Genomic DNA, 25,243 nt, shown 5'->3' with positions numbered 1-25,243 from the left:
TGTAACTATGTTACCAAAAAACGGAGATGATGGCCGGCGTGAGTTACATCTGATCGCCTGGATCGGGTTCGGGGGCGGGTTCCGTTGGCGACACGGTGGCTTGCAGCCACAGCGCAAGTGGCGCCGGCCGGGCAAAGTGGTAGCCCTGCATGGCCTGGCAGCCACTGGCACACAGGAAGTCGGCCTGGGCTTGTGTTTCCACGCCTTCGGCCACCACCCGCAGTTTGAGGTGGCTGGCCATGGACAGGATGGCGCGCACGATGGCGGCGTTGCCGGCCCCTGTGGGCACATCGTGCACAAAACCTTTGTCGATCTTGAGTTCGTACAAGGGCAGCCGCTGCAGGTAGGTCATGCTGGAGTAGCCGGTGCCAAAGTCATCGATGGAGAAGCGTATGCCCATGGCCACCAGTTCGGCCATGCGGGCCACGGTGTCGTCCAGGTGGTCGATCAGCAAGCCCTCGGTCACCTCAAACACCAGCGCATCGGCGGGTGCGCCGGTCTCAGCCAGGGCCTGACGCACCTGCTGCACAAAATCATCGGCGCGGAATTGGCGCGGGCTGACGTTGACCGACAGGGTCTGCCGGATGCCAGCGGCGTGCAGACGCTGCAAGCTCTGGCAGGCTTGCTGGAGCATCCAGTGACCGATGGGCACGATCAGACCATTGGCTTCAGCCACCGGGATGAAACTCAGCGGCGACACGAGACCGCGCTTGGGGTGGCGCCAGCGCAGCAGCAACTCCGCGCCACACGGCTGGCCGCCGGCGTCCACCTGCGGCTGCGCATGGACTTCGAACTGACCCAGCGGCAGCGCCACCTTGAGGTCTTGTTCGATGGCCAGGCGCTCCTCCACCTCGGCCTGCATCTCGACCTGGAAAAACGCGGTGCGGTTGCGACCGCTGCCTTTGGCGCGGTACATGGCGGTGTCGGCCTCGCGCAACAGGTCGTCCACGGCGGTGCCGTGGCGTGGGAACAGCGTCAGCCCGATGCTGCCGGTGGTGGAGTAGTGCACGCCTTCGATGTCGTGCGGGCGGTCCAGCTCGGCGCGCACTTTTTCGGCCACCGCCATGGCGCCACGCGCGGCCTGGTCGGCGTGGGTGCCGAGGTCGCTGATGAGCACCACAAATTCGTCGCCACCCAGGCGGGCCACGGTGTCCTCGCCACGCAGCATCACCGCCAGGCGTTGGGCCACCTGTTGCAAGAGCGCGTCGCCCACCGAATGGCCGCGCGCGTCGTTGATGTGTTTGAAGTGGTCCAGGTCCAGGAACATCAGCGCGCCGAACTGGCCGGTGCGCTGCGCCGAGGCCAGCGCGTGGGTGATGCGGTCCACCAGCATGCGCCGGTTCGGCAGGCCGGTCAGGGCGTCGAAGTAGGCCAGCCGGTGGGTGTGTTCCTCGCTGGCCTTGCGCTCGCTGATGTCGGAGATGAAGCCGTGCCACAACACACTGCCGTCGGGCAGGCGTTCGGGTATGGCGTCGCCCAGCCGCCAGCGTTGGCCCTGCAGCGGCAGCACCACACGGAATTCGTGGTGCCACGGCGAAAGCTGCTGGGTGGACAGGTCGACGGAGGCCTGGAACGCCTCGCGGTCTTCGGGGTGCACACGCGCCATCAACAGATCGGCGTTGTCGGTCACATCGGCAGCGTGGTGTTCCCAGATGGACCAGATGCCATCGCTGGCAAACGGCATGCTGACGTGCCCGTCGGGGTGGCGCTGGAACTGGTAGAGCACACCGGGCACCCGGCGCGCCAGGTTGTTGAGCAGGTCCAGGCTTTGTTTGAGCTTGAGCGCCCATTGCTCGCGCTCGCTGATGTCACGGAACACGAAGCTGGCCATGGGCTGGCCGTCGTCGTCGGTGTACAGCACCGAGCTGGCTTCGACATCGAAGCGTTCGCCGTTGGCGCGGTACATGGCCACCACACCGCGCGCGCCGCCGTTGCGTTCGCGCTCCTGAAGCAAGGGCACCAGGCGCGGGTCGTTCAGGTCCAGCAGGATGCCGCGCGGCAGCACACAGATGTCGGCAGCGCTGCGTCCCAGCATCTGGCAGGCGGCGGGGTTGGCCGACAACACGGCACCACCGGGGCGCGTCTGCAACATGCCGTCCAGGCTGCTGTTGAACAGCAGTTCGTAGTTGGCTTGGGTGGCGCGGCGTTCGCGTTCGACGCGCCGGGTTTCGCTCAGGTCGGTGTTGGTGCCCGACAGGCGCACCGCGTGGCCTTTGTCGTCGCGCAGGATGTGGCCGCGTGACAGGATGGGCAGGTAGTGCCCGTCTTTGTGGCGGATGCGGAACTCCACCTGGTACTGGCTGCCCCGGCCCAGGGCGGCGGCGCGGAACTGGGCCGCTGCGTGGGCGCGGTCGTCCGGGTGGATCATCGCCTCCCAGTCGTTTTGGTGGGCCGGGCGGTCGTGTTCGCCATAGCCCAGCATGGTCCAGCCGCGCTCCGAGTTGAAGCGCTCCCCCGTGCGCAGGTCCCAGTCCCACCAGCCGTCGTTGGCGCCCTTGAGCACCAGCTCCAGCCGGGTTTCGCGTGCCTGCATCTGTTGCTGCAGCAGGACCAGTTGGCGGTGTTGTTCGGTCTTGGCTTGCAGCGCCTCCTGCAACAGCCGGTTGTGGCGCCGCAGTTCCAGCTGGGCCATCACCTGGTGCGACAACACCTGCAGCGCATCGCGCTCGCCAGCGCCAAACTGACGCGGTTGGGTGTCGATCACACACAGGGTGCCCAACGCCTGGCCGCCCGGGGTGAGCAGCGGTGCACCGGCATAGAAGCGGATGCCGGGCGCGTGGGTGACCAGCGGGTTGGCCTCGAAACGCGGGTCGCTGCGGGCGTCTTCCACCACCATCACATCGGGGCTGCGGATGGCGTGGGCACAAAAGGCCTGTTCGCGCGGGGTTTCCGTGAAGTCCACCCCCACCCGCGACATGAACCATTGGCGGTGTTCGTCCACCAGCGACACCAGCGCCACGGGCACGCGAAAGAGCTGAGCCGCCAGCCGGGTCAGTTCGTCGAGTGCCTGTTCGGGGGCGGTGTCGAGCACCCCGTAGGCGCGCAGCTCATCGAGCCGGACAACTTCGAGGTCGTCGGCCGACGGCAATGGGCCGGGGTGGTCGGGCGGGATGGGCAGAACCATTCGTGTGGGAGGGTGGGGCGGATGTGGGCCGCAATGTCAAGGTTCTGGGGCTTAAATTTTAACAATCGAGGCGTGTCTCCCCACCCGCCGGGCAATGCCCCTGCTCACGACCGGGTGTCGTCCGGTGGCAGACTGGCGCTCCAGCGCTCGTTCCAGTGGGGCGCGTGTTCGCCCGGGTGGCCGCGCAGCGCGTCGATGTCGCGGCGCTGGCGTTTGGTGGGGCGGCCTTGTGTCAGCGCCAAGGCGGGTTCCGGGGCCAGGCGCCGCTGCTCGGCCTGGGCCAGGCGTTGGGCCACCGACGCCTCGGTTTCGCTGTACAGCAAGGCCGCCTGGGGGGCCGGCCCCCGGGTGGCGCTCAAGCCCAGCACCTTGACCGTGCGCAGCACCGGGCCTTGTGCAATCTCCAGTTCGTCATCGGCGTGCACCTCCCGCGACGGCTTGGTGTGGGCGCCGTTGAGGCGGACACGGTGTTTTTCGATCGCCTCGACGGCGAGCGCGCGGGTTTTGAAAAATCGGGCCGCCCAGAGCCATTTGTCCAGGCGAAGGCGTTCGGTCGATGGGGGGTGGGCAGGTGGGTTCATGGGTGTGGCGCCAGGGGCAGGCGCACGGTGGCGTCCAGGCCCACCACCTGGCCATGGTGTTGGCGGTTGTCGAGCGCCATTTCGCCGCCCAGCGAGCGGGTGATTTCCTGGCAGATGGCCAGGCCCAGACCGCTGCCACCGGGCAGGGCGTGGGCGTGCTGGTGGCGGGCAAACGGCTCAAACAGGTGGGCGCGCAAGGCCGGTGGTATGCCCGGCCCGCTGTCGGCGATGGTCAGTGCCGCTGTGCGCTCGTCGCGCAGCAGGCGCACTTCGAGGATGGCGCCAGGCGGGATGTGTTTGATGGCGTTGTGCAGCAGGTTGCGCACCAGCTCGCGCAAGGCCCATTCGTGGGCGCGCACCGGGGCGGGCTGGATGTCGAGCGCGAAGTCGAGCTGGCGCTCGGCGATCAGCGGTGCCAAGTCGAGCGCCACGGCGCGCACCACCTCGGCCCAGTCCAGCACGGGCGCGTCGTCCTGCTGGCGCAACTGCTCCACCTTGGCCAGCGAGAGCATCTGGTTGGCCAGTTCGGTGGCGCGGTTGACGGTGTGTTCGATCTCGCCCAGCGCGGTTTGGGGCGCCACGTCGCCGCGCCGGGCGGACTGCACCTGGGTCTTGAGGACGGCCAGCGGCGTGCGCAGCTGGTGGGCGGTGTCGCGCACAAAACGCTTCTGGTGGTTCAGCAGGTGGGCCAGGCGGGTCATGTGCTGGTTGGTGGCCTCGATCAGCGGGCGCACCTCGCGCGGCGCCTGTTCGGCCTGCAGCGGCGTGAGGTCGCTGTCGCTGCGCGCGGCCAGCGCGGCGCTCAGGCGGCGCACCGGGCGCGTGGCGCGTTGCACCACCAGCACCACCACACCGGCAATCACCGCCAGCAGCAGCGCCTGCCGCCAGAGCGTGTCCACCAGCATCTGGCGCGCCAGCGTGTGGCGCAGCTCCAGGGTTTCGGCCACCTGGATGGTGACCATGCCCTGGCCACCCGGGCCGGCCACAGGCTGCAGCAACACCGCCACGCGCACGTTTTCGCCCCGGTACTCGCCGTCGTAGAAGTCCACCAACGCGGCGTACAGGCTTTTGGTTGGCAGGGTGCCGCTCCACAGGGGCAGGTCTTCAAAACCCGACACCATTTCGCCCTTGAAGCCGCTGACGCGGTAGTAGAGGCGGCTGCGGTTGTCGGCTTCGAACGGTTCGAGCGCCGAGTAGGGCAGCGTGGCGCGCACCCGGGCGCGGTCGCCCTCGCCCACCAGTTCCAGCGTCTCACCAATGGACTTGGCGGTGGCCAGCAGGGTGCGGTCGTAAGCCGTGTCGGCCGCACGCAGGGCCTGGCGGTAGAGCACCGTGCTGTTGAAGAGCACCAGCAGCAGCACAGGCACCAGAATGCCCAGCATGAGTTGGCTGCGCAGCGACCGCGCCTGCCACCAGCGCTGCACCGGGTTCAGCGCGTTCATGCCGGCGCCTTGAGCAAATAGCCCAGCCCACGCAGCGTGACCAGTTGTACCCCGGTGTCGGCGAGTTTTTTGCGCAGGCGGTAGACCACCACCTCAATGGCTTCGTACTGCACGTCGCTTTCGCCCGGAAACACCAGCTCAAACAGCTTCTCTTTGGTGATGGCCTGGCCCGGCCGGGCCAGCAGGGCGCGCAGCAGGGCCAGTTCGCGCGGCGCCAGCTCCATGGGCTGGTTGTGGTGGTAGACGGCCCCGCTGCCGGTGTCCACATACAAACCGCCCACCGGTGCCGGCGGGGCCACCGGCTCGGCCACGCTGCTGCTGCCCGCGCGGCGCACCAAGGCACGCACGCGGGCCTCCAGCTCGTCCAGGTCAAAGGGTTTGGCCAGGTAGTCGTCGGCGCCTGTGTTCAGGCCCAGGATGCGGTCGCCCACGGTGCCGCGCGCGGTGAGGATGATGACCGGCGTGCGCAGCCCGGCGGCGCGCGCCTGCGCCAGCACCTCCAGCCCATCTTGACCAGGCAGGCTGAGGTCGAGCAGCACGGCGTCGGGGCGGGTGCTGCGCCACAGGGCCAGCGCCTGCAAGCCGTCATCGCAGGTGACCACCGCCATGCCCTGGCGCTCCAGCGCCCGCTGCAAGGTGGCGCGCATCTGGGGGTTGTCTTCGACCAGCAACAGCTTCATGTGGCAACCATACCAGCGCCGCCCGGACCGTTGGTCATCCTAGGGTTTTCACTGACGGTCTGGACAGTGGACTGACAGGCAGCGCCGCCACCATCACGCCTGTCCCAAACCACAACAGGAGACTTCCATGCGTCGCGACACCTTCCTCAAGTCCCTGGCCGCCCTGGCCGCCAGCGGTGCCCTGCCCATGCAAGCGTGGGCCGCTGCCAACGTGAAGATGATGATTCCCGCCAACCCCGGTGGTGGCTGGGACAGCACCGGCCGTGCGCTGGGCAAGGCCCTGCAGGATGCCGCCGTGGCCTCGTCGGTCACCTATGAAAACAAGGGTGGTGCGGCAGGCGCCATCGGCCTGGCGCAGTTCTTCAACGCCAGCAAGGGCGACCCGAACGCCATGATGGTGATGGGCGCGGTCATGCTGGGCGGCATCATCACCGGCAAACCGCCGGTGTCCATCACCCAGGTCACGCCCATTGCGCGCCTGACCACCGAATACAACGTGTTCGTGTTGCCCGAGAACTCGCCCTTCAAGACCATGGCCGACGTGATCGCACAGATGAAGAAGGACCCTGGCAGCGTGAAGTGGGGCGGCGGTTCGCGTGGCTCCACCGAACACGTGGCCGCAGCGATGATCGCCCGCGAAGTGGGTGTGGATGCGGCCAAGATCAACTACGTGCCCTTCCGTGGGGGCGGTGAGGCCACGGCGGCCATCCTGGGTGGCAACGTCACCGTGGGCGGCAGCGGCTACAGCGAGTTCCAGCAGTACATCGAGGCCGGCAAGATGAAGGCCATCGGCGTGACCTCGGGCGCCCGCCTCAAGGGCATCAACGTGCCCACGCTGAAAGAGCAGGGCATCAACGTCGAGATCGGCAACTGGCGCGGCGTGTACGGCGCTGCCGGCATCACCCCGGCCCAGCGCGATGCGTTGACCGAGATGATCGTCAAGGCCACCAAGAGCAAGGCCTGGGCCGAAGCCATCGAGAAAAACGGCTGGACGCCCGCCCTGCTGACCGGCAAGGCGTTTGACGAGTTCGTGGACCGCGACTTTGCGAGCCTGCGTGCCGTCATGGTCAAGTCCGGCATGATCTGACACCCGAGGAGGCCAGCATGGGTGAAGCACCGAACCGCGTGGAGCAGGCGGCTCTGCCTGAAGTCCTCATCGGCGTGGGCGTCCTGGCGCTGGCCGCCTTCCTGGCCTGGGGTGCCACCGGCATCTCGGCGGAAGCGGGCTACGCCGGTGTGGGCCCCAATTTTTTGCCTTGGGTGGTGTCGGCGGCGCTGGCCGCCTGCGGCGTCTGGCTGTTGTGGGAGGCCCGCACTGGCGGCTACCGCGACCGCGAGCCCCCCTCGGGCGCCGACAAGGGCGACTGGCCGGCCTTTGTGTGGGTGTCGGCCGGCATTCTGGCCAACGCTGCGCTGATCACCACCTTGGGCTTCATCCTCAGTTGTGCCTTGTGTTTTGTGCTGGCCGTGCGTGGTCTGCGCCTGGCCGAAGGCAAGGGTGGCGGTGGCTGGCGCCAGTCCGTCAAGGACGCCATGGTGGGGCTGCTGATTGCCGCGCCTGTGTACTGGCTGTTCACCAAAGTGCTGGCGGTCAACCTGCCCGGCCTCACCTCCACCGGCTGGCTCTGAAAGCACCCCATGGATACCTGGAACCTGCTGATGGGTGGCTTTGCCACCGCCGCCACGCCGATCAACCTGCTGTGGGCCTTTGTGGGCTGCGCATTGGGCACCGCCATTGGCGTGTTGCCCGGCCTGGGCCCGGCCGTCACCGTGGCCATGTTGTTGCCCATCACCTCGCAGGTGGAGCCCACCGCGTCGATGATCTTTTTCTGCGGCATCTACTACGGCGCCATGTACGGCGGCTCCACCACCTCCATCCTGCTCAACACCCCCGGTGAGACCGGCACGATGGTGACCGCGCTGGAAGGCTTCAAGATGGCCAAAAGCGGGCGCGCCGGTGCGGCGCTGGCCACGTCGGCCATCGGCTCCTTTGTGGCCGGCACCATCGCCACCATACTGGTTACGCTGGCCGCGCCGCTGATGGCGTCGTTCGCCGTCAAGCTCGGGCCGCCCGAGTACTTCTGCCTCATGCTGCTGGCCTTCACCACCGTGAGTGCGGTGCTGGGCCAGAGCACGCTGCGTGGCCTCACATCCCTGTTCCTGGGCCTGGCCATGGGCGTGGTCGGCATCGACCAGATCACCGGCCAGCTGCGCTACGCCGGTGGTGTGCCCGAACTCATGGACGGTGTGGAAGTGGTGCTGGTGGCCGTGGGCCTGTTTGCGGTGGCCGAGGCGCTTTACAACGCCTTGTACGAAGGCCGCAGCGTGAGCCAGATGAACAAGATGAACAAGGCCCACATGACACGCGCCGAGTGGAAACGCTCGTGGCCAGCGTGGATGCGTGGCACGGTCATTGGCTTTCCCTTCGGCACCATTCCGGCCGGTGGCACCGAGATCCCCACCTTTTTGAGCTACGCCACCGAACGCAAGCTGTCCAAACACAAGGAAGAGTTCGGCACCACGGGCGCCATCGAAGGTGTGGCCGGCCCCGAGGCTGCCAACAACTCGGCCGTGACCGCCACCCTGGTGCCGCTGCTGACGCTGGGCATCCCCACCTCGGTGACGGCGGCCATTTTGCTCAACGCCTTTCAGAACTACGGCATCAACGCCGGGCCGCAGCTGTTCCAGACCTCGTCCACCCTGGTGTGGGCGCTGATCGCCTCGCTCTACATCGGCAACGTCATGCTGCTGGTGCTCAACCTGCCCATGGTGGGCCTGTGGGTCAAGCTGCTCAAAATCCCCAAGGCGCCGCTGTACGCCGGCATCCTGATTTTTGCCACGGTTGGTGTGTACGGCATGCGCCAGAGCGCGTTTGACCTCTACCTGATGTACGGACTGGCTCTGGTGGGCGTGTTGATGCGCCGCTACGACTTTCCCATCGCGCCGGTCATCGTTGGCCTCATCCTGGGCCCGCTGGCGGAAGCGCAGCTGCGCAACGCCTTGTCCATCGGTTCGGGCGACTGGACGGTGTTCTTCGAACGCCCGATGTCGCTGACCCTGCTGGTGGTGGTGGTCCTGGTGCTGCTGACGCCGCGCCTGCTGGCCTGGCACCGCCGGGCTTGATCTGGTCGAGTCAGCCCTGCGTTGCGGCCGGTGCCACCGAGGCGCCCTGGATGCCGTGGCGCTTGAGTGCCTCGGCCACAAAACCCGAGGTCTTCATCTCCTCCACAAAGGCGGCCAGGTAGGCTGAAGCGTCGGGGCTGCGGCCTTTGGGGCACCCCATGGCCTGCTGGATGACCATGAAGCGCCCGGGCAGCAGGCGGTGGCCAGGAAAACGCGACAGCTCCGCTTCGATCTGTTGTTTGACGCCTGCGGCCACATCGGCCTGCGTCTGCACAAACACCTCCACCACCGCAGGCGATGAAGGAGCGCGCTCGATGGTCGCGTGTTGGAGTTCTCGGCTGAGGAACAGATCGTAGGCGCTGCCCTGGCCCACAACCACGCGTGTACCCACGCGGTCCACCTCGTCGTTGTGCTGCAAGGGTGAGTCCTGGCGCACCAGGTAGCTGCCTTCGATCAACACGTACGGCGAGGTGAAGGCAATGCCTTTGCCGCGTGCGGGGTCCACCGCAAAGAAGCCAAAGTCGGCTGCCTCGGCGGTGACGCAGTCCACCGACTGGGCGGCGGTGTCGAACGCCAGCAGGTCGAGTTCCAGGCCCATTCGGTGCGCGAGTTCGCGTGCGAGGTCGATGGACACGCCAACGGGCTCGCCGGAGGTGGCGTCACGTTTGGCCAGGATGGGGTTGCCCAGGTTGATGGCGGCGCGCAGGCGGCCGGTGGGGGCGAGTGCGGTGGTGGTCGGGCTCATGGTCGGTGGTTTGGGCGATGGATGTTGGGGCCTGACCGGATTGTGCGACAGGCCCGCTACCATGCACGCCATGCCCACCGGACCCGCCCCCGACACCCGCCTGCCACGCGACGCCCAGAGCATCCTGGAGCTGGCCGCGCGCTCCATGTTCGATCTGTTCGCCAATGCCAGCGAGGGCATGATGCTGGTGGACCGCAACGCACGGGTGGTGTGGATCAACGACCAGTACCGCCGTTTTCTGCCCGCCCTCGGGTACGAACGTGAGGAAGATTTTGTCGGCCACCCGGTCTCCAGCGTGGTGCAGAACACGCAAATGCACCAGGTGTTGTCCACCGGCAAACCCATCCTCATCGATTTGCTGACCAACAAGGCTGGCACGTTTGTCGTGAGCCGCATACCTTTGCGGGACGATGGCGGTGAGGTGATTGGCGTCCTCGGCATCGTGCTGTTCGACCACCCCGAAACCACGCTGCAGCCGCTGATCACCAAGTTCGCCCGGCTGGAGCAGGACCTGAGCGATGCCCGCCGCGAGCTGGCCAGCCAGCGCCGCAGCAAATACACCTTTGCCAGTTTTGTTGGCAGCAGCCCGGCGGCGCTCGACGTGAAACGCCAGGCGCGCCGCGCGGCCTCATCCCACAGCCCGGTGCTGTTGCTGGGTGAAACCGGCACCGGCAAAGAATTGCTGGCACACGCCATCCACGCCACATCGGAGCGGGCGGGGCGCGCCTTTGTGGGCATCAACATCGCGGCCGTGCCCGACACCTTGCTGGAGGCTGAGTTTTTTGGCGTGGCGCCCGGTGCCTACACCGGTGCCGACCGCAAGGGGCGCGACGGCAAGTTCAAGCTGGCCGATGGGGGCACCCTGTTCCTCGACGAGGTGGGCGACATGCCCCCCGCTGTGCAAGCCAAATTGCTGCGTGTGTTGCAGGAGGGTGAGGTGGAACCGCTGGGCTCCAACAAGCTGGTGCGGGTGGACGTGCGGGTGGTGGCCGCCACCTCGCGCGACCTGCCGCAACTGGTGCGCGAGGGCCGTTTCCGCGAAGACTTGTTCTACCGACTCAACGTCTTGCCCATCCGCCTGCCGCCCTTGCGCGAACGCCGCAGCGACATCCCGCAACTGGTGGAGGTGTTGTGCGAAGACATTGCCGCGCGCAGCGGTGGCGTGCTGATGGAGTTGGCGCCCGATGCCCTGGCGCTGCTGCAGGCGCAGGCCTGGCGCGGCAACATCCGCGAATTGCGCAACGTGTTGGAGCAGGTGGCTTTGCGCACCGACGACCACCACATCGATGCCGCCATGTTGGCCGGGGTGTTGCGAACGGATGGGCTGGCGCCGCTGGCGGTGCCCGAGCCCGTGCCAGTTCTCGGTGTGGTCGCGGAAGATGGCTTGTTGCGTCCCCTGTCTGAGCAGGTGGCCGAACTGGAGCGCAGGGCCATGCGTGCCGCCCTGGCGCAAACCGGCGGCAACCGTGCGGCGGCGGCCCGTTTGTTGGGCATGTCGCGGGCCAGCTTTTACGACAAACTGGCCGTGTCTGAATAACAGACACATGTCTGTTATTCAGACATTAAGTGCTGGATGTGATGTCTGAAAATCAGGCATGTCTCGTGCCACCGGAGAAAATGCCGTTGTGAATCAATGGCTTGTTCACCTGGCATGGCTTGTGCATCAGAGAGCGCAGGTGGCGGCTGCCGTCGCCCATTCCCACACAACGGAGACACACATGATTCAGACCACCCGTCGCCTGGCCGTCGTTGCCCTGGCCTGCGCTTCCACCCTGGCATTCGCCCAGTCCAAGGAAATCCGCATCGCCCACGTCTACAGCAAGACCGGCCCGCTGGAAGCCTACGCCAAGCAGACCCACGTGGGCCTGATGATGGGCCTGGACTACGCCACCGGCGGCACCATGGAAGTGGCCGGCAAGAAGCTGGTGATCATCGAGAAGGACGACCAGGGCAAGCCCGACCTGGGCAAGAGCCTGCTGGCCGCCGCCTACGGCGACGACAAGGCCGACATCGCCGTGGGCCCCACCGCCTCGCCCGTGGCCCTGGCCATGCTGCCGGTGGCCGAGGAATACCGCAAGATCCTGCTGGTCGAGCCCGCCGTGGCCGACTCCATCACCGGCGACAAGTGGAACAAGTACATCTTCCGCACCGGCCGCAACAGCTCGCAGGACGCGATTTCCAACGCCGTGGCGTTGGACAAGGCTGAAAACACCATCATCACGCTGGGTCAAGACGATGCGTTTGGTCGCGACGGTGTCAAAGCCTTTCGAGAAGCCATCAAGAAAGCCAAGGTGATCCATGAGGAGTTCCAGCCTCCGTCGACGACCGACTTCACCCCGGCCATTCAGCGCATCATCGACAAATTCAAAGGCGTACCTGGCCGAAAATTTGTGTGGATTGTGTGGTCGCGTCCCAACTCGCCTTTCTCGAAGTTTGCCGAACTTGAACTGCAAAAACGCCACGGGATCGAGATGGCCTCGGGCGGCAACATTCTTCCCGCAATGGTGACTTACAAGCAGTTCCCCGGCATGGAAGGCGCGGCCTACTACTACTTCGGCATCCCCAAGAACCCGGTGAACGAGGCCATGGTGGCCCGCCACTACAAGGAGTTCAAGAGCCCGCCCGACTTCTTCACCGCCGGTGGCTTCAGCGCCGCCATGGCCCTGGTGACCGCGCTCAAGAAAACCAATGGCGACGCCAAGGCCTCGGCCCTGATCCCGGCCATGGAAGGCATGAGCTTTGACACGCCCAAGGGCAAGATGACCTTCCGCAAGGAAGACCACCAGGCCATGCAGAGCATGTACCACTTCAAGATCAAGGCCGACCCTGCGTTTGCCTGGGGCGTGCCTGAGCTGGTGCGCGAGATCAAGCCTGAAGAAATGAACGTTCCCATCCGGAATAAACGGTAACCCCCTGCGCCGCGCCCAAGGGCGCGTCATCCCCCAGAGGGGGACAACACGAGCGGACTGGCAAAGCCAGATCCGCCGTGTTCCCGGCTAAGACACGCTCGCCTGCTGCGGGTGCGCGTTCAGAGGAAACCCATGCTTGAAACACGCGATCTCACGGTCCGCTTTGGCGGGCACGTGGCGGTGAATGCTGTGTCCTGCGCGTTTGCGCCGGGCACGCTCACCGCCATCGTTGGCCCCAACGGCGCGGGCAAGACGACCTACTTCAACCTGATCTCGGGGCAGATCAAGGCGTCTGCCGGTACGGTGGCGCTGAACGGCCAGGACCTCACGCCGCTGGGCGCGGCGGCCCGGGCCCAGGCGGGCCTGGGGCGTGCGTTCCAGCTCACCAACCTGTTCCCGCAATTGAGCGTGCGCGAGAACGTGCGCCTGGCGGTGCAGGCCCGCGCGGGTGCGGGGCTCAACCTCTGGCGCATCTGGAGCGACCGGCGCGACCTGCTGGAAAAGGCCGACCGTGTGCTCGAAGCCGTGGCCCTGGCCGACAAGCGCGATGCGCTGGCCGCCAGCCTGCCGCACGGCGACCAGCGCAAGCTGGAGGTGGGCATCCTGATGGCGCTGGAGCCGCAGGTGTTCATGTTCGACGAACCCACCGCCGGCATGAGCGTGGACGAGGTGCCGGTCATCCTCAACCTCATTCGCCAGCTCAAGAACGACAAGACCAAAACCATTCTGCTGGTGGAGCACAAGATGGACGTGGTGCGCGAACTCTCGGACCGCATCATCGTGCTGCACAACGGTGAGTTGGTGGCCGATGGTGAGCCCGAAACCGTGATCGCGTCGCCGGTGGTGCAGCAAGCCTATCTGGGCATCAGCCCCCAAGAAGCGGAGGCCGCATGAGCGCCCAAAACCTGCTCACGCTCGAAGGCGTGCACACCCACATCGGCGCGTACCACATCCTTCATGGTGTCGATCTGAACGTGCCCGCCAACCAGCTCACCATGCTGCTGGGCCGCAACGGCGCCGGCAAGACCACCACGCTGCGCACCATCATGGGCCTGTGGCATGCCAGCCAAGGCCGCGTCACCTTGGCCGGGCGCGACATCACCGCTGCCCACACGCCCGACATCTCGCGCAGCGGCGTGGCCTACGTGCCCGAGAACATGGGCATCTTTGCCGACCTCAGCGTGAAAGAAAACATGCTGCTGGCCGCGCGCGGCGCGCGCTCCATCGACGACATCGACACCAAGCGGCTGGAGTGGATCTTCGATCTGTTCCCCGCGATGAAGAAGTTCTGGAACCACCCGGCGGGCAAGCTCTCGGGCGGGCAAAAGCAGATGCTGGCGGTGTCGCGTGCCATCGTCGAGCCGCGCCAGTTGCTGCTCATCGACGAGCCCAGCAAAGGCCTGGCGCCGGCCATCATCCAGAACATGATCGCCGCCTTCAAGGCGCTCAAGGAAGCACAAACCACCATCCTGCTGGTGGAGCAGAACTTCAACTTCGCGCGCCAGCTGGGCGACAGCGTGGCCGTGATGGACGATGGCCGCGTGGTGCACAGCGGCCGCATGGCCGAACTGGCGGAAGACGAGACCTTGCAGGCCCGTCTCTTGGGTCTTTCTCTCAAGGCGCACCAATGAACAAAGACTTCGACTACAAGCCGCTGTTGCTGGTGCCGCTGCTGGCGCTCATCGCCTTGCCGCTCACCGGCAGCGCCTCCACCTGGCTCACGCTCACAGTGGCGGGTCTGGCCATGGGCATGATCGTGTTTGTCATCGCGTCGGGCCTCACCCTGGTGTTCGGCCTGATGGACGTGCTCAACTTCGGCCATGGCGTGTTCATCGCGCTGGGGGCTTTTGTGGCCACCTCGGTGTTTGCCGCCATGGGCAGCTATGTGGAAGCCGACAGCTTCTGGCTCAACATGGTGGCGCTGTTGCCAGCCATGTTGGTGGCCATGGCGGTGGCGGGTGCGCTGGGCTACGTGTTCGAGCGTGTCATCGTCAAGCCGGTGTACGGCCAGCACCTCAAGCAGATCCTGATCACCATGGGCGGCATGATCATTGGCGAGGAGCTGATCAAGGTCATCTGGGGCCCACAACAGATTGCCATGCCGCTGCCGGTGTCGCTGCGTGGCGCGTTCATCTTCGGCGAGGCGGCGGTGGAGAAGTACCGCGTGCTGGCCGTGCTGGTGGGCCTGCTGGTCTTCCTCGCCATGGTCTGGACGCTCAACCGCACCAAGGTCGGCCTGCTGATCCGCGCTGGTGTGCAGGACCGCGAGATGGTCGAGTCCCTGGGCTACCGCATCGTTCGTTTGTTCATCGGTGTGTTTGTGGCGGGCAGCGCCTTGGCCGGTCTGGGCGGTGTGATGTGGGGCCTGTACCAGCAGACCGTCATCCCGCAGATGGGCGCGCAGGTCAACGTGCTCATCTTCATCGTCATCATCATCGGCGGCCTGGGCTCGACCACGGGCGCACTGATCGGCGCGCTGCTGGTGGGCCTGATGGCCAACTACACCGGTTTTCTCGCGCCCAAGGTGGCGCTGTTTTCCAACATCGCTTTGATGGTCGCCATCCTGTTGTGGCGCCCCCAGGGTGTGTACCCCGTTGCGAACCGTTGAAGAGAGGCCTCAGATGTTTTCAAGACTCCTCTCCCACGACCTGCCGCGCAGCCGCTGGCTTGCATTGATGTTGGTGGTTATCGTGCTGGGCCTGGCCTTCGCGCCTTTCCTGTTCACCGGCGTCAAGTCCATCAACGTGGCGGCCAAGGTGCTGATTTTCATTGCGCTGGTGGTGAGCTTTGACCTGCTGCTGGGCTACACCGGCATCGTGAGTTTTGCCCACACCATGTTCTTCGGTATTGGCGCCTACGGCCTGGCCATTGCGCTCAATGCCATGGGCCCCACTTGGGGCGCCATCGCGCTGGGCACGGTGTCGGCGCTGGCCATCTCGCTGGTGTTGTCGCTGGTGATCGGGCTGTTCTCGCTGCGGGTGCGGGCCATCTTTTTCGCCATGATCACCCTGGCCGTGGCGTCGGCCTTTCTCACGCTGGCATCGCAGCTGTCGGACATCACTGGTGGCGAGGACGGCCTGAGTTTCAAGGTGCCCGAACTGCTGACACCCGGCTTTGCGCTGATGGAGGACGATTGGGAGGGGCCCTTTGGTGCGGTGGCCCTCAACGGCCGCTTCATCACCTACTACCTGCTGTTCGCGGTGGTCACGGGCATGTTCCTGGTGATGCTGCGCATCGTCAACTCGCCCTTTGGCCGCGTGCTGCAGGCGATCCGCGAGAACGATTTCCGCGCCGAGGCCCTGGGCTACCGCACCGTGGTCTACCGCACGCTCTCCAACGTGCTGGCTGCGCTGTTCGCCACCCTGGCGGGCTGCCTGCTCGCGCTCTGGCTGCGCTACAACGGGCCCGACACCTCGCTGTCCTTCGAGATCATGCTGGACATCCTGCTCATCGTTGTCATTGGCGGCATGGGCACGCTCTACGGCGCCATCCTGGGCAGCACCCTGTTCCTGCTGGCGCAAAGCTACTTGCAGGATTTGCTGCGCCTGGCCGGCAGCGCCACCGAAGGCCTGCCGCTGCTGCCTGCCTTGCTCACGCCCGACCGCTGGCTGCTCTGGCTGGGCCTGCTGTTCGTGTTGTCGGTCTATTACTTCCCCACCGGCATCGTGGGGCGGCTGCGTGACCGCGCCAAGCGCTGAACCTTCCCCATTCACACAAGAGGAGACACCGGATGAACCAGAAAAAAACATGGGTGCGCATGGCCCCGGCCGCGCTGGCTTGGCTGGGCCTGAGCGCCTGCGGCGGAGGCGACACCGCCCTCAATGTGAAACCTGTCTGGCTGGGCCAGGTGGCTGCCGCCAGCCTGGACGGCAACAGCGATGACCTGTTGACCGCAGGCCTGGGCAAAAGTGGCCTGGCCGCGCCGCTGGCACCCGCCTACGCCGACCCGCTGGTGCCCACGGCTGCCGAGCTGCGCCGCACCGCCATCCACACCAACTACCGCGCGCTGGTGGACATGACCGAAGCCGGTGGTTACGGTGTGTTCTACGGCCCCAACGTGCGGGCGGATGGCACCGTCACCACCGACGAAGGCAAGATCGCCGGCCGCGAATACCACGCCTTTGCCGACGATGGCACCGGTCGCCTCAACGTGGGCCTGATGGTGCAGGTGCCCGCCAGCTTCAACCCGGCCAAGCCCTGCATCATCACCGCCACCGCCTCGGGGTCGCGCGGTGTGTACGGCGGCATCTCCACCGGCGAATGGGGCCTCAAGCGCGGCTGTGCCGTGGCCTACACCGACAAGGGCACGGGCGCGGCGCCACACGACCTGCAGAACGACACCGTGCCGCTGATCGACGGCACGCGCAGCAGCGCCACCGCAGCGGGCAAAAACGCCGCGTTCAACGCGGGCCTGTCGGCCACCGAGCTGGCCGCTTTCAACACCGCCACGCCCAACCGCTTCGCGTTCAAGCACGCCCACTCCGGCCAGAACGTTGAAAAGGATTGGGGCCAGAGCACGCTCAAGGCGGTGGAGATGGCGTTTTATGTGCTCAACGAACAGCTGGGTGAGCGCGACCTGCTGGGCCAGCGCTTGCAGACCTTCCGCCCATCCAACACCCTCGTGATCGCGTCCAGCCTGTCCAACGGCGGCGGCGCGGCGTTGGCTGCGGCCGAGCAAGACACGCGCGGCCTGATCGACGGCGTGGCGGTGTCGGAGCCCGCCGTGGAGCTGCCCGCCAACCACGGCGTGACCGTGCAGCGCGGCAACACCACGGTGGCCGTGGTGGGCAAACCGCTGGTGGACTTCACCACCTACGCCAACCTCTACCAGGCCTGCGCATCGCTCGCGCCGTCGGTGGCGGGTGGTCCGTTCGCGGGCGCGTTTGCTGCCGGTTTTGCGGGGGCGGCTTTCCCGGTGGCGCCCAACCGCTGTGCGGCGCTCAAGGCCCAGGGCTTGCTGAGTGCCGACACCGCCGCCGCCCAGGCCGAAGAGGCCTTGGGCAAGCTGCTGGCTTACGGCTGGGAGGCCGATGCCTCGGAGCTGCACCCCTCGCACGCGGCCTTTGAAGTCGCGCCCGCGGTGGCCACCACGTTTGCCAACGCCCACGCCCGCGCACGCGTCAGCGACAACCTGTGTGGCTTCAGCTACGCGGCCACGGCGGCGAACGGCGCTGTCGCCACGCTGGCGCCGGCCGCGCTGGCTGGCATGTTCGCCGTGGGCAACGGTGTGCCGCCTTCCACCGGCGTGAACCTGGTCAACAACAACGGCAAGTTCGGCCCGGCGCGCGACTTCCTGTCCTTCAACGCCCAGGGCGTGGCCGACTGGAACCTCGACGGCGCGCTGTGCCTGCGCAACCTCGTCACCGGCTCCGACGACTGGGCCAAGCGCCTGCAAGCCGGCGTGGACGAAGCGCGCCGCAACGGCAATCTGCGGGGCAAGCCGGCCATCATCGTGCACGGCCGCAACGACGCGCTGCTGCCCGTCAACCACACCTCGCGCCCCTATGTGGCGCTCAACCGCAAGGTGGAAGGCAGCGGCAGCAAGCTCAGCTACGTGGAGGTGACCAACGCCCAGCACTTCGACGGCTTCATTGGCCTGCCCACCGTTCTGCCGGGTTACGACAGCCGCTTTGTGCCGTTGCACGTCTACCTCAACCGTGCGCTGGACGCCATGTACGCCCACCTGGACACCGGTGCAGCCCTACCGCCCAGCCAGGTGGTGCGCACCGTGCCACGCGGCGGCACGCCCGGTGCCGCGCCCGCGCTCACACCGGCCAACCTGCCCGCCATCGCCACGCAGCCGGCAGCGGCCGACCGCATCGTGGTGGGCAGTGGCAGCGTGGCCGTGCCCGACTGAGTTCCATCGTTTCCCACTTCTGAACAAGGCAGCCCCATGTCGCCCGAGTCTCGTTACCTGAATTGCGAAGGCCGCGAAATCCACTTCATGGAGTGGGGGGCGCAGCACACCGACACCGTGATCGCCTGGCACGGCTTGGCCCGCACCAGCCGCGACATGGATGAGCTGGCCGAGCACCTCAGCACCCGTTACCGGGTGATCTGCCCCGACACCATCGGCCGTGGCCTGAGCCAGTGGAGCCCGCAGCCCGAGCAGGAATACAACCTGGCCTTCTACAGCCGCCTGGCGGTGGCTTTGGTGGACCAGCTTGGGCTGCAGCGCTTCCACTGGGTGGGCACGTCCATGGGCGGTGCCATTGGCCTGGTGTGCGCGGCCGGGCCGCTCAAGGAGCGCATCACGCGCCTGGTGCTCAACGACATCGGACCCAAGCTGGCGGATGCCGCCATCCAGCGCATCCGCAGCTACGCCGGCAGCCCGCCCGCCTTCGACACGGTGGGCGAGTTGGAGGCCTATTTCCGCACCGTGTACAAGCCCTATGGCTGGCTGAGCGACGCGCAGTGGCGCCGCCTCACCGAAACCTCCACCCGCCGCCTGCCCGATGGCCGCGTCACCCCCCACTACGACCCGGCCATGGTGCAGCAGTTTGTGCACCACCCCACCGACTACGACCGGTGGGACGACTACGAGCGCATCGACGTGCCGGTGCTGTGCCTGCGCGGCGAAACGTCCGATCTGCTGCTGGCCGACACGGCCGACGCCATGCGCGAACGTGGCCCGCGCGCGCTGGTGGTGACCGTGCCCGGTTGTGGGCATGCGCCGGCCCTCAACGTGCCGGACCAGCTGGACCTGGTGACGCGGTTTTTGGCCGGCACACACTGAGAGCCTGAGCGTTTTTCTCGGCCGGTCTGCGGCGGGTGTTGTATGCCGTCCGATGCCGGTGGGTGGACGCGCCGGTATTTGCTGTCTTGCGCGGCCAGCCGTGGTTTCAGCCTTGCAGGCTCCAGGTCATGCGCATTGCTGGCCGCTGGCTGTACGCCGCATACCAGGCGGCCACTTGTGGGGAGCGGTCGCGCCAGCCGATGTCGGGGAAACGCAGATCCAGGTACCACAGCGCACAACCCACCGCGATCGTGCCGATGTCGACCCTGTCGACAAGATTTTGCGGGGCAACGTCGAGCGCCGCCAGCGACGTGTGGACTTTGTCGAGTTGTGCGGTCTTCCAGTCGGCCCACTGGTATGGCTCGGGGCGGGCCACGTCTTCGTAGCGTGCCAGCAGGGCGGCGTCGAGCATGCCGTCCCCTAAGGATTGCAGCGTGAGAGTTGCCCAGCGTTGCGGACCGCTCGGAAACAACGTGCCTTTGGCCAGGTCGTTGAGGTACTCGCAAATCACGCGGCTGTCGTACAACGACTGCCCGCTGTCTGTGAAGAGGGTTGGTACCTTGCCGAGCGGATTGACAGCAATGATCTCGCGGTCGCGGTTGACCGGGTGGGCGTTCGACGGAAGCAGCTGGATTCGATCGTTCAAGCCCAGTTCCATGCCAGCAACCAGGCATTTGCGAACGTAGGGCGAAAAGGGTGAAAAAAGAATCTTCATGGTGTTGTGTTTTAAGCAGGTTGACGGGCCAGGTGGCGCGCGGCGATCCAGCCAAAGGTCATGGCTGGTCCCAGGGTGATGCCGGGTGCCGGGTATTGCCCGCCCATCACCGAATGCATGTCGTTGCCGGCGGCGTACAGCCCGGTGATCGGCTGGCCTTGGGTGTCCAGTGCTTGAGCATTTTCATTGCAGCGGATACCCAGCGCGGTGCCTATGTCGCCGGCATACACCTTGACCGCATAGAACGGTCCCTGGTGCAGCGGCCCCAGGCACGGGTTCGGTCGGTGTTCGGCGTCACCGAGGTACTGGTTGTAGGCCGTGCTGCCCTTGCCAAAATCCTCGTCGTGACCGGTTTCGGCCCAGTGGTTGAAGCGCTCGGCCGATCGCGCCAGCGCCGCAGCCTCGATACCCAACTGACTGGCCAGTGCGGCCAGACTGTCGGCTTTGAAGAGATAGCCGGCGCGGACCAGGTGCTCCCGTGGGCGCCCGCCCGGCAACGCCAGCCCCAGGCCCCAGCGTTCCATGAAAGGGCTGTCGCAGAGTAGGAAGGCTGGAAAGGTTGGCACGGTCTTGTTCGAGCGGTACATGCCGTTGACAAACTCGTGGTACGAGGTCGATTCGTTGACGAAGCGTTCGCCCGCACCATTGACCGCCATCAGCCCCGGTTTGGCGCGATCCCATACCAGGTGCGGGTAGCGCAGTTCACTGCCATCAGGGCGTTTGAGAATCGACACGGGGGTCCAAAACGCTGGCGACACATGGCCGCTGCCCAGGGTGGCGCCCACCTCGCGAGCAAGCTGGATGCCGTCTCCGCTGTTGCCCTGCGGCACCATCGACCACGGGCCGGTGGGTTTCGGGTAGTGGGCCTGCCGCAAGCTGTCGTTCCAGGGAAAACCGCCCGTGGCCACCACCACGCCTCGCCGGGCATGGATCGACACAGGCTGGCCATCGCGGACCACGGTCACTCCGACCACACGGCCAGCCTCCAGGTGCAATTGACGCAACGGGGCATTGAGCCAATAGGGGACGCCTCGGTCGAGCGCGCTTTTGAACAGGCGCGCGGCCAATGCGTTGCCCAGCACCAACCGCGTGCCGCGGTGGTGACCTCGAAGCCGATCAGCAAAGTAGCGCAACACCAGCTTCATGCCTTCGCGCCAGGATTTGAAAGAGCGCGTGACCGCCAGCAGATGTTTGGCATCGGTCATGGTGATCATCATGCCGCCGAGCACCATGAACTCGGGCAGCGGGTCCCGCAGGTTGCGGAAGTGTTGGTCCAGTAGCCGGCCGTCGAACATCAGCGGGTCTAACGAACGGCCGCCCAACGCTGCGCCTTCCCGGTCCGGGTAGTAGTCGGGTGAATAGGTGCGGGCCGCCAGCTTGACCTCAGTGTGTGTCTCAAACCACGCGACCATCGCCGGCGCGGCGTCGAGAAACGCGTTCTGCATCGCCAGTGGCGCCGCCTCACCCACCACGTTGCGCATGTAGGTGCGCACCCGCTCGGCGGTGTCCGGATGGCCTACCTGCGCGGTCTGGGCGTTCAGCGGCGCCCACACCGCGCCACCAGAGACCGCCGTGGAGCCACCGACGCGATCGGTCTTCTCGACGACCAGCACTTTCAAGCCTTCTGCGGCGGCGGTGACGGCTGCTGAAAGACCGCCCGCACCCGACCCCACCACCACGACGTCGTATTCAGCGTCCCATGTTCGCGGCGTCATGAGGTGGTGCCTCCAAGCGATTTACCACCATCGACAAAAAGTACCTGTCCGGTGATGAAGCCGGTTTGCGGTGACACCAGAAAGGACACCGCCTGAGCGATGTCCTCTGGCCGACCGGCCTGCCCGGTCGGCTGCAGGGCCAGCTGTGCGGCGAGGCGCTCAGGCGTGAGCGCGCGCAGGATGGGCGTGTCGATCAGGCCGGGCGCGATGGCGTTGACCAGGATGCCACGGGGCGCCAGTTCCATGGCACTGGCGCGGGTGTAGCCCACCAGCGCCGCTTTGGACGCCACATAGTGTGGGTGGTTCTTCGCACCGAGGTAGGCGCGCGAGGCGATGTTGACGATGCGACCACCGTCCGGCATGGTGCGCACGCTCTCCTGCGTCAGCGTCGCTACCGCGATCAGGTTGACCTCGTAGGCGCGGCGGAAGTCGGCGTTGCTGACGTCCAAAAACTTGCGCTCGTCGAAGATGCCGGCGTTGTTGACCAGCGCGCTGATCGGACGCAGTCCACGCACCAGGGCACGCACGGCGGCCTCGTCGGTGAGGTCGACCACGTGGGCGGAAACGGTCAGTCCCTGGTCACGCAGGCGCGCGGACTCTTTTTGTGTCAACTCGGCGTTGCGGTCCACGAGCGCCACCTCGAAACCGTCGCGCGCCAGGCGTTCGACCGTGGCCAGGCCCATGCCGCTGGCGCCGCCCGTGACCAGGGCCAAAGGAAGTTGTGTCATGTTTGTCTCAAGCGGAAAGGAAACCACCGTCCACCGGCAACACCACGCCATTGACGTAGCTGGCCATGGCGGACGCCAGGAAAAGAATCGGGCCGACGACCTCGGCCGGCTCGCCCCCGCGTGCCATCGGCGCACGGTTCATGAACCAGTCGGTACCGCCCGGTGTGTCTAGCTGCGGGCGAACCATCTCGGTCAACATCAGACCAGGTGCCACCGCATTGACGCGCACCCCGTGCGGCGCCAGTTCGCGTGCACTCACCTGGGTGAAGGAGCGCACCGCGCCTTTGGACGCCACATAGGCCGGCGTTGAAATTCCGCTGGCGAACGATACGATGGACGCCAGGTTGACGATGTTGCCGCGTGTGCGCTTGAGTGCCGGAATGAAGGCGTGGGTGACGTTGAACACCCCGTCGAGGTTGACCCGCATGATGCGATCCCACAACTCGGGTGCCTGCGGATCGTCCAGCTTGCCACGGCCGGAGATACCGGCGTTGTTGACCAGCACGTCGATCGCGCCGATGCGCGCTTCGATGTCAAGTGCCCACGACGCCGTGGCTGTGCGGTCGGTCACATCCACCGCCTCGGCCCATGCCTGACCGCCGGCGGCAACGATGCGACCAGCTACCTCGGTGGCCCGTTCCAGTGAGATGTCGGCCACGATGACACGTGCACCTTCGCGTGCAAAGCCCTCGGCAATCGCCGAGCCCAGGCCACCGCCGGCACCTGTGATCAGGGCCAGCTTGTTGTGCAACAGATTCATGGTGTTAAGAAGAGAATGAATAAATCAGATGCTTGTGGCGCCGCCGAGTGAACGCCCACCGTCCACCAGCAGCGTTTGGCCGGTGATGAAGTCGGCTTCGGGTGCCGCCAGGAAAACCACAGTGCGGGCGATGTCGGCCGGTGTGCCCAGGCGCCCCAGAGGCTGTAGGGCGCGCAGCCCATCGAGGTTGGTGTCCGAACGCGCCTTGAGCATGTCCGTCTCGATCACGCCGGGCGCCACGGCATTGACCGTGATGCCCTGCGGCGCCAGTTCCAGCGCCATGGCGCGGGTCAGGCCCACCACTGCCGCCTTGGATGCGACGTAGTGCGGGTAATGACGCGCACCCAGCATGGCACGCGAGGCCAGGTTGACGATGCGCCCGCCCTGCGGCATGCGTCGCGCCACGGTGCGCGAGAGCGTGAACATGGCCACCGTGTTGACTTCGTACATGCGGCGGAAGTCCGCCGCATCAACTTCGAAAAACGGCTTGACCTCAAAGATGCCGGCGTTGTTCACCAGCACCGACAGCGCCGGTAAGCCACCTACCAGCGCAGCCACCGCATCTTCATCTGTGATGTCCAGCGTGTGCCCGTGGGCGGAAAAACCAGCATCGCGCAGGGCAAGTTCGGCAGTGCGCACGCCGGCCGCGTTGCGGTCGAGCAGGTGCACCACATGGCCGGCTTGAGCCAGCTGGCGGGCGATTTCCAGCCCTATGCCTGCGGCAGCGCCGGTGACCAGGGCGTGTGAAGCGAGGGGGGGTGTGGCCATGGGGATTTCAAGCCAAGCCGGCACGTCATTGGCGTGCCGGCTTGGGGCAGTTTCAGGTGAAGATCAGAGCCCGAACTTGGCCGGATCGAGCTTGCTGTAAAGGTTGTCGTGGAGCACCTTGTAGACCGCATCGTCGCTGTTGCGGTCCACGCCCTTGAGCAGGCCTTTCCACTTGGTTTCCAACTCGAGGTAGGCCTTGATCAGGTCGGTCGGGTCGGCGATCTTGCGCGATTCCATCGATGCCTTGGGCAGGTTGTCGATGGTCTGTTTGTTGTAGGTGGCCAGGCGCGCCTTCAGATCGGCTGACGGCTCCACCAGTTCGAGACCGCGCTTGCGTGCGCCGTCCAGCGCCTCCTGCACGCTCTTGTGATAGGCCACCTGGGCACGTGCGGTGGCTCGGGCCATGGTGTCGAGCAACATCTTGCGTTCGGAAGGCTTGAGGCCTTTCCAGAAGTCCGGGTTGTAGATGTAGTTGGCCCCCACCACCACGCCCATTGGCAGCAGGGTGACGGACTTGGCTACTTCCCAGAGCTTGGCGCCTTTGTCCAGCATGGACGGGTCGCTCATCGAGCAGTCAATGGAGCCGCGTTCGATGCCCGAATAGATGTCGGGCGAAGGGACCGACACCGGCACCGCGCCGATGGCTTTGACCCATTCTGACTGTGCGCCACCGGCGGTGCGGATCTTCAGTCCCTTGGTGTCGTCGAGTTTGCGGATCGCTTTGCCACAGATGAAGTTGTACACCGGGGTCGAATAACCACCACCGAACACGCCGCCATTCTTCTTCCACTCTGCTTGCAGCTTGGGGTGTGTCATGGCGAGTTCGGTGTAAGCGAAAGCCGCTGCGATGTCGTCGTCGGACACGAAAACCAGGTCATTGACGACGTTGTTCAGTGGGAATTCAGCTGGCGTGTAGGCGGGATAGACGATGCCGACCACTGCCACGCTGTCGCGGATGCCCTGCATGGTGGAGCGGGCCGGCACCAGTGAACCGTTGGAGTGCACCTCGAACTTTAGTGTGCCGTTGCTGGCCTTGGCCACGTCGGCCGCCCACTGCTGGTAGGTGACGTCGTTGAGGATGTGCACCGGTGCCATCCAGTTGGTGGCCATGTGGGCCTTTTGCGCCAGCGCGGCGCCCGAGACAGCGCACAGCGCGGCCAAGGCAATGACGTGTTTGACAGATTTCATGGTGTCTCCATTGGGTTGGGGTGAAAACG

22 protein-coding genes are annotated in these 25,243 nt (G+C 66.0%); 11 read left to right on the top strand and 11 right to left on the bottom strand.

The features are described 5' to 3' along the window. Positions 1-43 precede the first annotated feature (43 nt). The 4 genes from ACFQPB_RS19650 to ACFQPB_RS19635 all read right to left on the bottom strand — a co-directional run bounded on the left by ACFQPB_RS19650 (position 44) and on the right by ACFQPB_RS19635 (position 5,827). Positions 44-3,124 carry a bifunctional diguanylate cyclase/phosphodiesterase gene (locus ACFQPB_RS19650; protein ID WP_382226951.1) on the bottom strand — a complete coding sequence of 1,027 codons (3,081 nt, stop codon included), beginning with the start codon at positions 3,122-3,124 and terminating at the stop codon, positions 44-46. Positions 3,125-3,228: 104 nt separating this feature from the next. Beyond that, entirely contained in the window at positions 3,229-3,705 is a 477-nt protein-coding gene (locus tag ACFQPB_RS19645; RefSeq protein ID WP_382198145.1) for an RNA-binding S4 domain-containing protein, read from the bottom strand. Continuing rightward, positions 3,702-5,147 (bottom strand): sensor histidine kinase, encoded by a 1,446-nt coding sequence (locus tag ACFQPB_RS19640; protein ID WP_382226948.1) that lies wholly within the window; start codon positions 5,145-5,147, stop codon positions 3,702-3,704. The genes ACFQPB_RS19645 and ACFQPB_RS19640 overlap by 4 nt, the downstream gene beginning before the upstream one ends. Further along, complete coding sequence (locus ACFQPB_RS19635; protein WP_382226945.1) at positions 5,144-5,827, bottom strand: response regulator transcription factor; 684 nt, start codon at positions 5,825-5,827, stop codon at positions 5,144-5,146. The genes ACFQPB_RS19640 and ACFQPB_RS19635 overlap by 4 nt, the downstream gene beginning before the upstream one ends. 127 nt (positions 5,828-5,954) lie before the next feature. On the opposite strand from ACFQPB_RS19635, the gene ACFQPB_RS19630 reads away from it, so the two are divergent. Genes ACFQPB_RS19630 through ACFQPB_RS19620 form a run of 3 tightly spaced genes read left to right on the top strand, consistent with a single transcriptional unit; the run spans position 5,955 to position 8,950 of the window. Next, positions 5,955-6,914: a Bug family tripartite tricarboxylate transporter substrate binding protein gene (locus ACFQPB_RS19630; RefSeq protein WP_382198151.1), complete on the top strand. Its 960-nt coding sequence runs from the start codon at positions 5,955-5,957 to the stop codon at positions 6,912-6,914. A 17-nt stretch (positions 6,915-6,931) separates the two neighbouring features. Then, positions 6,932-7,456, top strand: coding sequence for a tripartite tricarboxylate transporter TctB family protein (locus ACFQPB_RS19625; protein WP_382226942.1), 525 nt, complete (start codon positions 6,932-6,934; stop codon positions 7,454-7,456). 9 nt (positions 7,457-7,465) lie between these two features. After that, on the top strand, positions 7,466-8,950 hold the full coding sequence (locus ACFQPB_RS19620) for a tripartite tricarboxylate transporter permease (RefSeq protein WP_382226940.1): 1,485 nt from the start codon (positions 7,466-7,468) through the stop codon (positions 8,948-8,950). A gap of 10 nt (positions 8,951-8,960) precedes the next feature. On the opposite strand, the gene ACFQPB_RS19615 is transcribed toward ACFQPB_RS19620, so the two are convergent. Beyond that, a complete protein-coding gene (locus tag ACFQPB_RS19615; protein ID WP_382226937.1) occupies positions 8,961-9,695 on the bottom strand; it encodes an ABC transporter substrate-binding protein in 735 nt (244 codons plus the stop codon). Positions 9,696-9,756: 61 nt separating this feature from the next. On the opposite strand from ACFQPB_RS19615, the gene ACFQPB_RS19610 reads away from it, so the two are divergent. From ACFQPB_RS19610 to ACFQPB_RS19575, 8 genes are all read left to right on the top strand, one after another. Next, positions 9,757-11,232, top strand: a complete 1,476-nt coding sequence (locus ACFQPB_RS19610) for a sigma-54 interaction domain-containing protein (protein WP_382226934.1) — start codon at positions 9,757-9,759, stop codon at positions 11,230-11,232. A 181-nt stretch (positions 11,233-11,413) separates the two neighbouring features. Beyond that, positions 11,414-12,604 (top strand): substrate-binding domain-containing protein, encoded by a 1,191-nt coding sequence (locus ACFQPB_RS19605; protein ID WP_382226931.1) that lies wholly within the window; start codon positions 11,414-11,416, stop codon positions 12,602-12,604. A gap of 132 nt (positions 12,605-12,736) precedes the next feature. Beyond that, positions 12,737-13,498 (top strand): ABC transporter ATP-binding protein, encoded by a 762-nt coding sequence (locus tag ACFQPB_RS19600; RefSeq protein WP_382226928.1) that lies wholly within the window; start codon positions 12,737-12,739, stop codon positions 13,496-13,498. Continuing rightward, positions 13,495-14,235, top strand: coding sequence for an ABC transporter ATP-binding protein (locus ACFQPB_RS19595; RefSeq protein ID WP_382226925.1), 741 nt, complete (start codon positions 13,495-13,497; stop codon positions 14,233-14,235). The genes ACFQPB_RS19600 and ACFQPB_RS19595 overlap by 4 nt, the downstream gene beginning before the upstream one ends. Next, complete coding sequence (locus ACFQPB_RS19590) at positions 14,232-15,212, top strand: branched-chain amino acid ABC transporter permease (protein WP_382226922.1); 981 nt, start codon at positions 14,232-14,234, stop codon at positions 15,210-15,212. Before ACFQPB_RS19595 ends, ACFQPB_RS19590 begins: the two co-directional genes overlap by 4 nt. Before the next feature lie 13 nt (positions 15,213-15,225). Then, positions 15,226-16,302: a branched-chain amino acid ABC transporter permease gene (locus tag ACFQPB_RS19585; RefSeq protein WP_382226919.1), complete on the top strand. Its 1,077-nt coding sequence runs from the start codon at positions 15,226-15,228 to the stop codon at positions 16,300-16,302. 32 nt (positions 16,303-16,334) lie between these two features. Then, a complete protein-coding gene (locus ACFQPB_RS19580) occupies positions 16,335-18,461 on the top strand; it encodes a D-(-)-3-hydroxybutyrate oligomer hydrolase (protein ID WP_382226916.1) in 2,127 nt (708 codons plus the stop codon). Between the two features lie 36 nt (positions 18,462-18,497). Then, positions 18,498-19,340 (top strand): alpha/beta fold hydrolase, encoded by an 843-nt coding sequence (locus ACFQPB_RS19575; RefSeq protein WP_382226913.1) that lies wholly within the window; start codon positions 18,498-18,500, stop codon positions 19,338-19,340. A 106-nt stretch (positions 19,341-19,446) separates the two neighbouring features. Here ACFQPB_RS19575 and ACFQPB_RS19570 read toward each other — a convergent pair whose 3' ends face one another. The 6 genes from ACFQPB_RS19570 to ACFQPB_RS19545 all read right to left on the bottom strand — a co-directional run bounded on the left by ACFQPB_RS19570 (position 19,447) and on the right by ACFQPB_RS19545 (position 25,214). After that, positions 19,447-20,055: a glutathione S-transferase gene (locus tag ACFQPB_RS19570; protein WP_382198175.1), complete on the bottom strand. Its 609-nt coding sequence runs from the start codon at positions 20,053-20,055 to the stop codon at positions 19,447-19,449. An 11-nt stretch (positions 20,056-20,066) separates the two neighbouring features. Beyond that, positions 20,067-21,770 carry an FAD-dependent oxidoreductase gene (locus ACFQPB_RS19565; protein ID WP_382198177.1) on the bottom strand — a complete coding sequence of 568 codons (1,704 nt, stop codon included), beginning with the start codon at positions 21,768-21,770 and terminating at the stop codon, positions 20,067-20,069. Then, complete coding sequence (locus ACFQPB_RS19560; RefSeq protein WP_382198179.1) at positions 21,767-22,498, bottom strand: SDR family NAD(P)-dependent oxidoreductase; 732 nt, start codon at positions 22,496-22,498, stop codon at positions 21,767-21,769. The genes ACFQPB_RS19565 and ACFQPB_RS19560 overlap by 4 nt, the downstream gene beginning before the upstream one ends. Before the next feature lie 7 nt (positions 22,499-22,505). Further along, positions 22,506-23,258, bottom strand: a complete 753-nt coding sequence (locus tag ACFQPB_RS19555) for an SDR family NAD(P)-dependent oxidoreductase (protein WP_382198181.1) — start codon at positions 23,256-23,258, stop codon at positions 22,506-22,508. A 24-nt stretch (positions 23,259-23,282) separates the two neighbouring features. Then, positions 23,283-24,026: an SDR family NAD(P)-dependent oxidoreductase gene (locus tag ACFQPB_RS19550; protein ID WP_382198183.1), complete on the bottom strand. Its 744-nt coding sequence runs from the start codon at positions 24,024-24,026 to the stop codon at positions 23,283-23,285. Positions 24,027-24,089: 63 nt separating this feature from the next. Next, positions 24,090-25,214: a C4-dicarboxylate TRAP transporter substrate-binding protein gene (locus tag ACFQPB_RS19545; protein ID WP_382198184.1), complete on the bottom strand. Its 1,125-nt coding sequence runs from the start codon at positions 25,212-25,214 to the stop codon at positions 24,090-24,092. Positions 25,215-25,243: the final 29 nt, after the last annotated feature.

This window comes from Hydrogenophaga atypica, from assembly GCF_042665215.1.
GTDB lineage: Bacteria > Pseudomonadota > Gammaproteobacteria > Burkholderiales > Burkholderiaceae_C > Hydrogenophaga > Hydrogenophaga defluvii_A.
Note: the sequence above shows the minus strand (reverse complement) of the source record. Positions and strands in the feature narration are given on the sequence as shown.

Bases quoted from the DNA above. Each gene is read 5' to 3' on its own strand.
- ACFQPB_RS19620 (WP_382226940.1), top strand. From the start codon at position 7,466: ATGGATACCTGGAACCTGCTGATGGGTGGCTTTGCCACCGCCGCCACG.
- ACFQPB_RS19590 (WP_382226922.1), top strand. From the start codon at position 14,232: ATGAACAAAGACTTCGACTACAAGCCGCTGTTGCTGGTGCCGCTGCTG.
- ACFQPB_RS19610 (WP_382226934.1), top strand. From the start codon at position 9,757: ATGCACGCCATGCCCACCGGACCCGCCCCCGACACCCGCCTGCCACGC.
- ACFQPB_RS19565 (WP_382198177.1), bottom strand. From the start codon at position 21,770: ATGACGCCGCGAACATGGGACGCTGAATACGACGTCGTGGTGGTGGGG.
- ACFQPB_RS19545 (WP_382198184.1), bottom strand. From the start codon at position 25,214: ATGAAATCTGTCAAACACGTCATTGCCTTGGCCGCGCTGTGCGCTGTC.
- ACFQPB_RS19575 (WP_382226913.1), top strand. From the start codon at position 18,498: ATGTCGCCCGAGTCTCGTTACCTGAATTGCGAAGGCCGCGAAATCCAC.
- ACFQPB_RS19585 (WP_382226919.1), top strand. From the start codon at position 15,226: ATGTTTTCAAGACTCCTCTCCCACGACCTGCCGCGCAGCCGCTGGCTT.
- ACFQPB_RS19630 (WP_382198151.1), top strand. From the start codon at position 5,955: ATGCGTCGCGACACCTTCCTCAAGTCCCTGGCCGCCCTGGCCGCCAGC.
- ACFQPB_RS19615 (WP_382226937.1), bottom strand. From the start codon at position 9,695: ATGAGCCCGACCACCACCGCACTCGCCCCCACCGGCCGCCTGCGCGCC.
- ACFQPB_RS19595 (WP_382226925.1), top strand. From the start codon at position 13,495: ATGAGCGCCCAAAACCTGCTCACGCTCGAAGGCGTGCACACCCACATC.
- ACFQPB_RS19550 (WP_382198183.1), bottom strand. From the start codon at position 24,026: ATGGCCACACCCCCCCTCGCTTCACACGCCCTGGTCACCGGCGCTGCC.
- ACFQPB_RS19580 (WP_382226916.1), top strand. From the start codon at position 16,335: ATGAACCAGAAAAAAACATGGGTGCGCATGGCCCCGGCCGCGCTGGCT.
- ACFQPB_RS19555 (WP_382198181.1), bottom strand. From the start codon at position 23,258: ATGAATCTGTTGCACAACAAGCTGGCCCTGATCACAGGTGCCGGCGGT.
- ACFQPB_RS19635 (WP_382226945.1), bottom strand. From the start codon at position 5,827: ATGAAGCTGTTGCTGGTCGAAGACAACCCCCAGATGCGCGCCACCTTG.
- ACFQPB_RS19650 (WP_382226951.1), bottom strand. From the start codon at position 3,124: ATGGTTCTGCCCATCCCGCCCGACCACCCCGGCCCATTGCCGTCGGCC.
- ACFQPB_RS19625 (WP_382226942.1), top strand. From the start codon at position 6,932: ATGGGTGAAGCACCGAACCGCGTGGAGCAGGCGGCTCTGCCTGAAGTC.
- ACFQPB_RS19600 (WP_382226928.1), top strand. From the start codon at position 12,737: ATGCTTGAAACACGCGATCTCACGGTCCGCTTTGGCGGGCACGTGGCG.
- ACFQPB_RS19605 (WP_382226931.1), top strand. From the start codon at position 11,414: ATGATTCAGACCACCCGTCGCCTGGCCGTCGTTGCCCTGGCCTGCGCT.
- ACFQPB_RS19570 (WP_382198175.1), bottom strand. From the start codon at position 20,055: ATGAAGATTCTTTTTTCACCCTTTTCGCCCTACGTTCGCAAATGCCTG.
- ACFQPB_RS19560 (WP_382198179.1), bottom strand. From the start codon at position 22,498: ATGACACAACTTCCTTTGGCCCTGGTCACGGGCGGCGCCAGCGGCATG.
- ACFQPB_RS19645 (WP_382198145.1), bottom strand. From the start codon at position 3,705: ATGAACCCACCTGCCCACCCCCCATCGACCGAACGCCTTCGCCTGGAC.
- ACFQPB_RS19640 (WP_382226948.1), bottom strand. From the start codon at position 5,147: ATGAACGCGCTGAACCCGGTGCAGCGCTGGTGGCAGGCGCGGTCGCTG.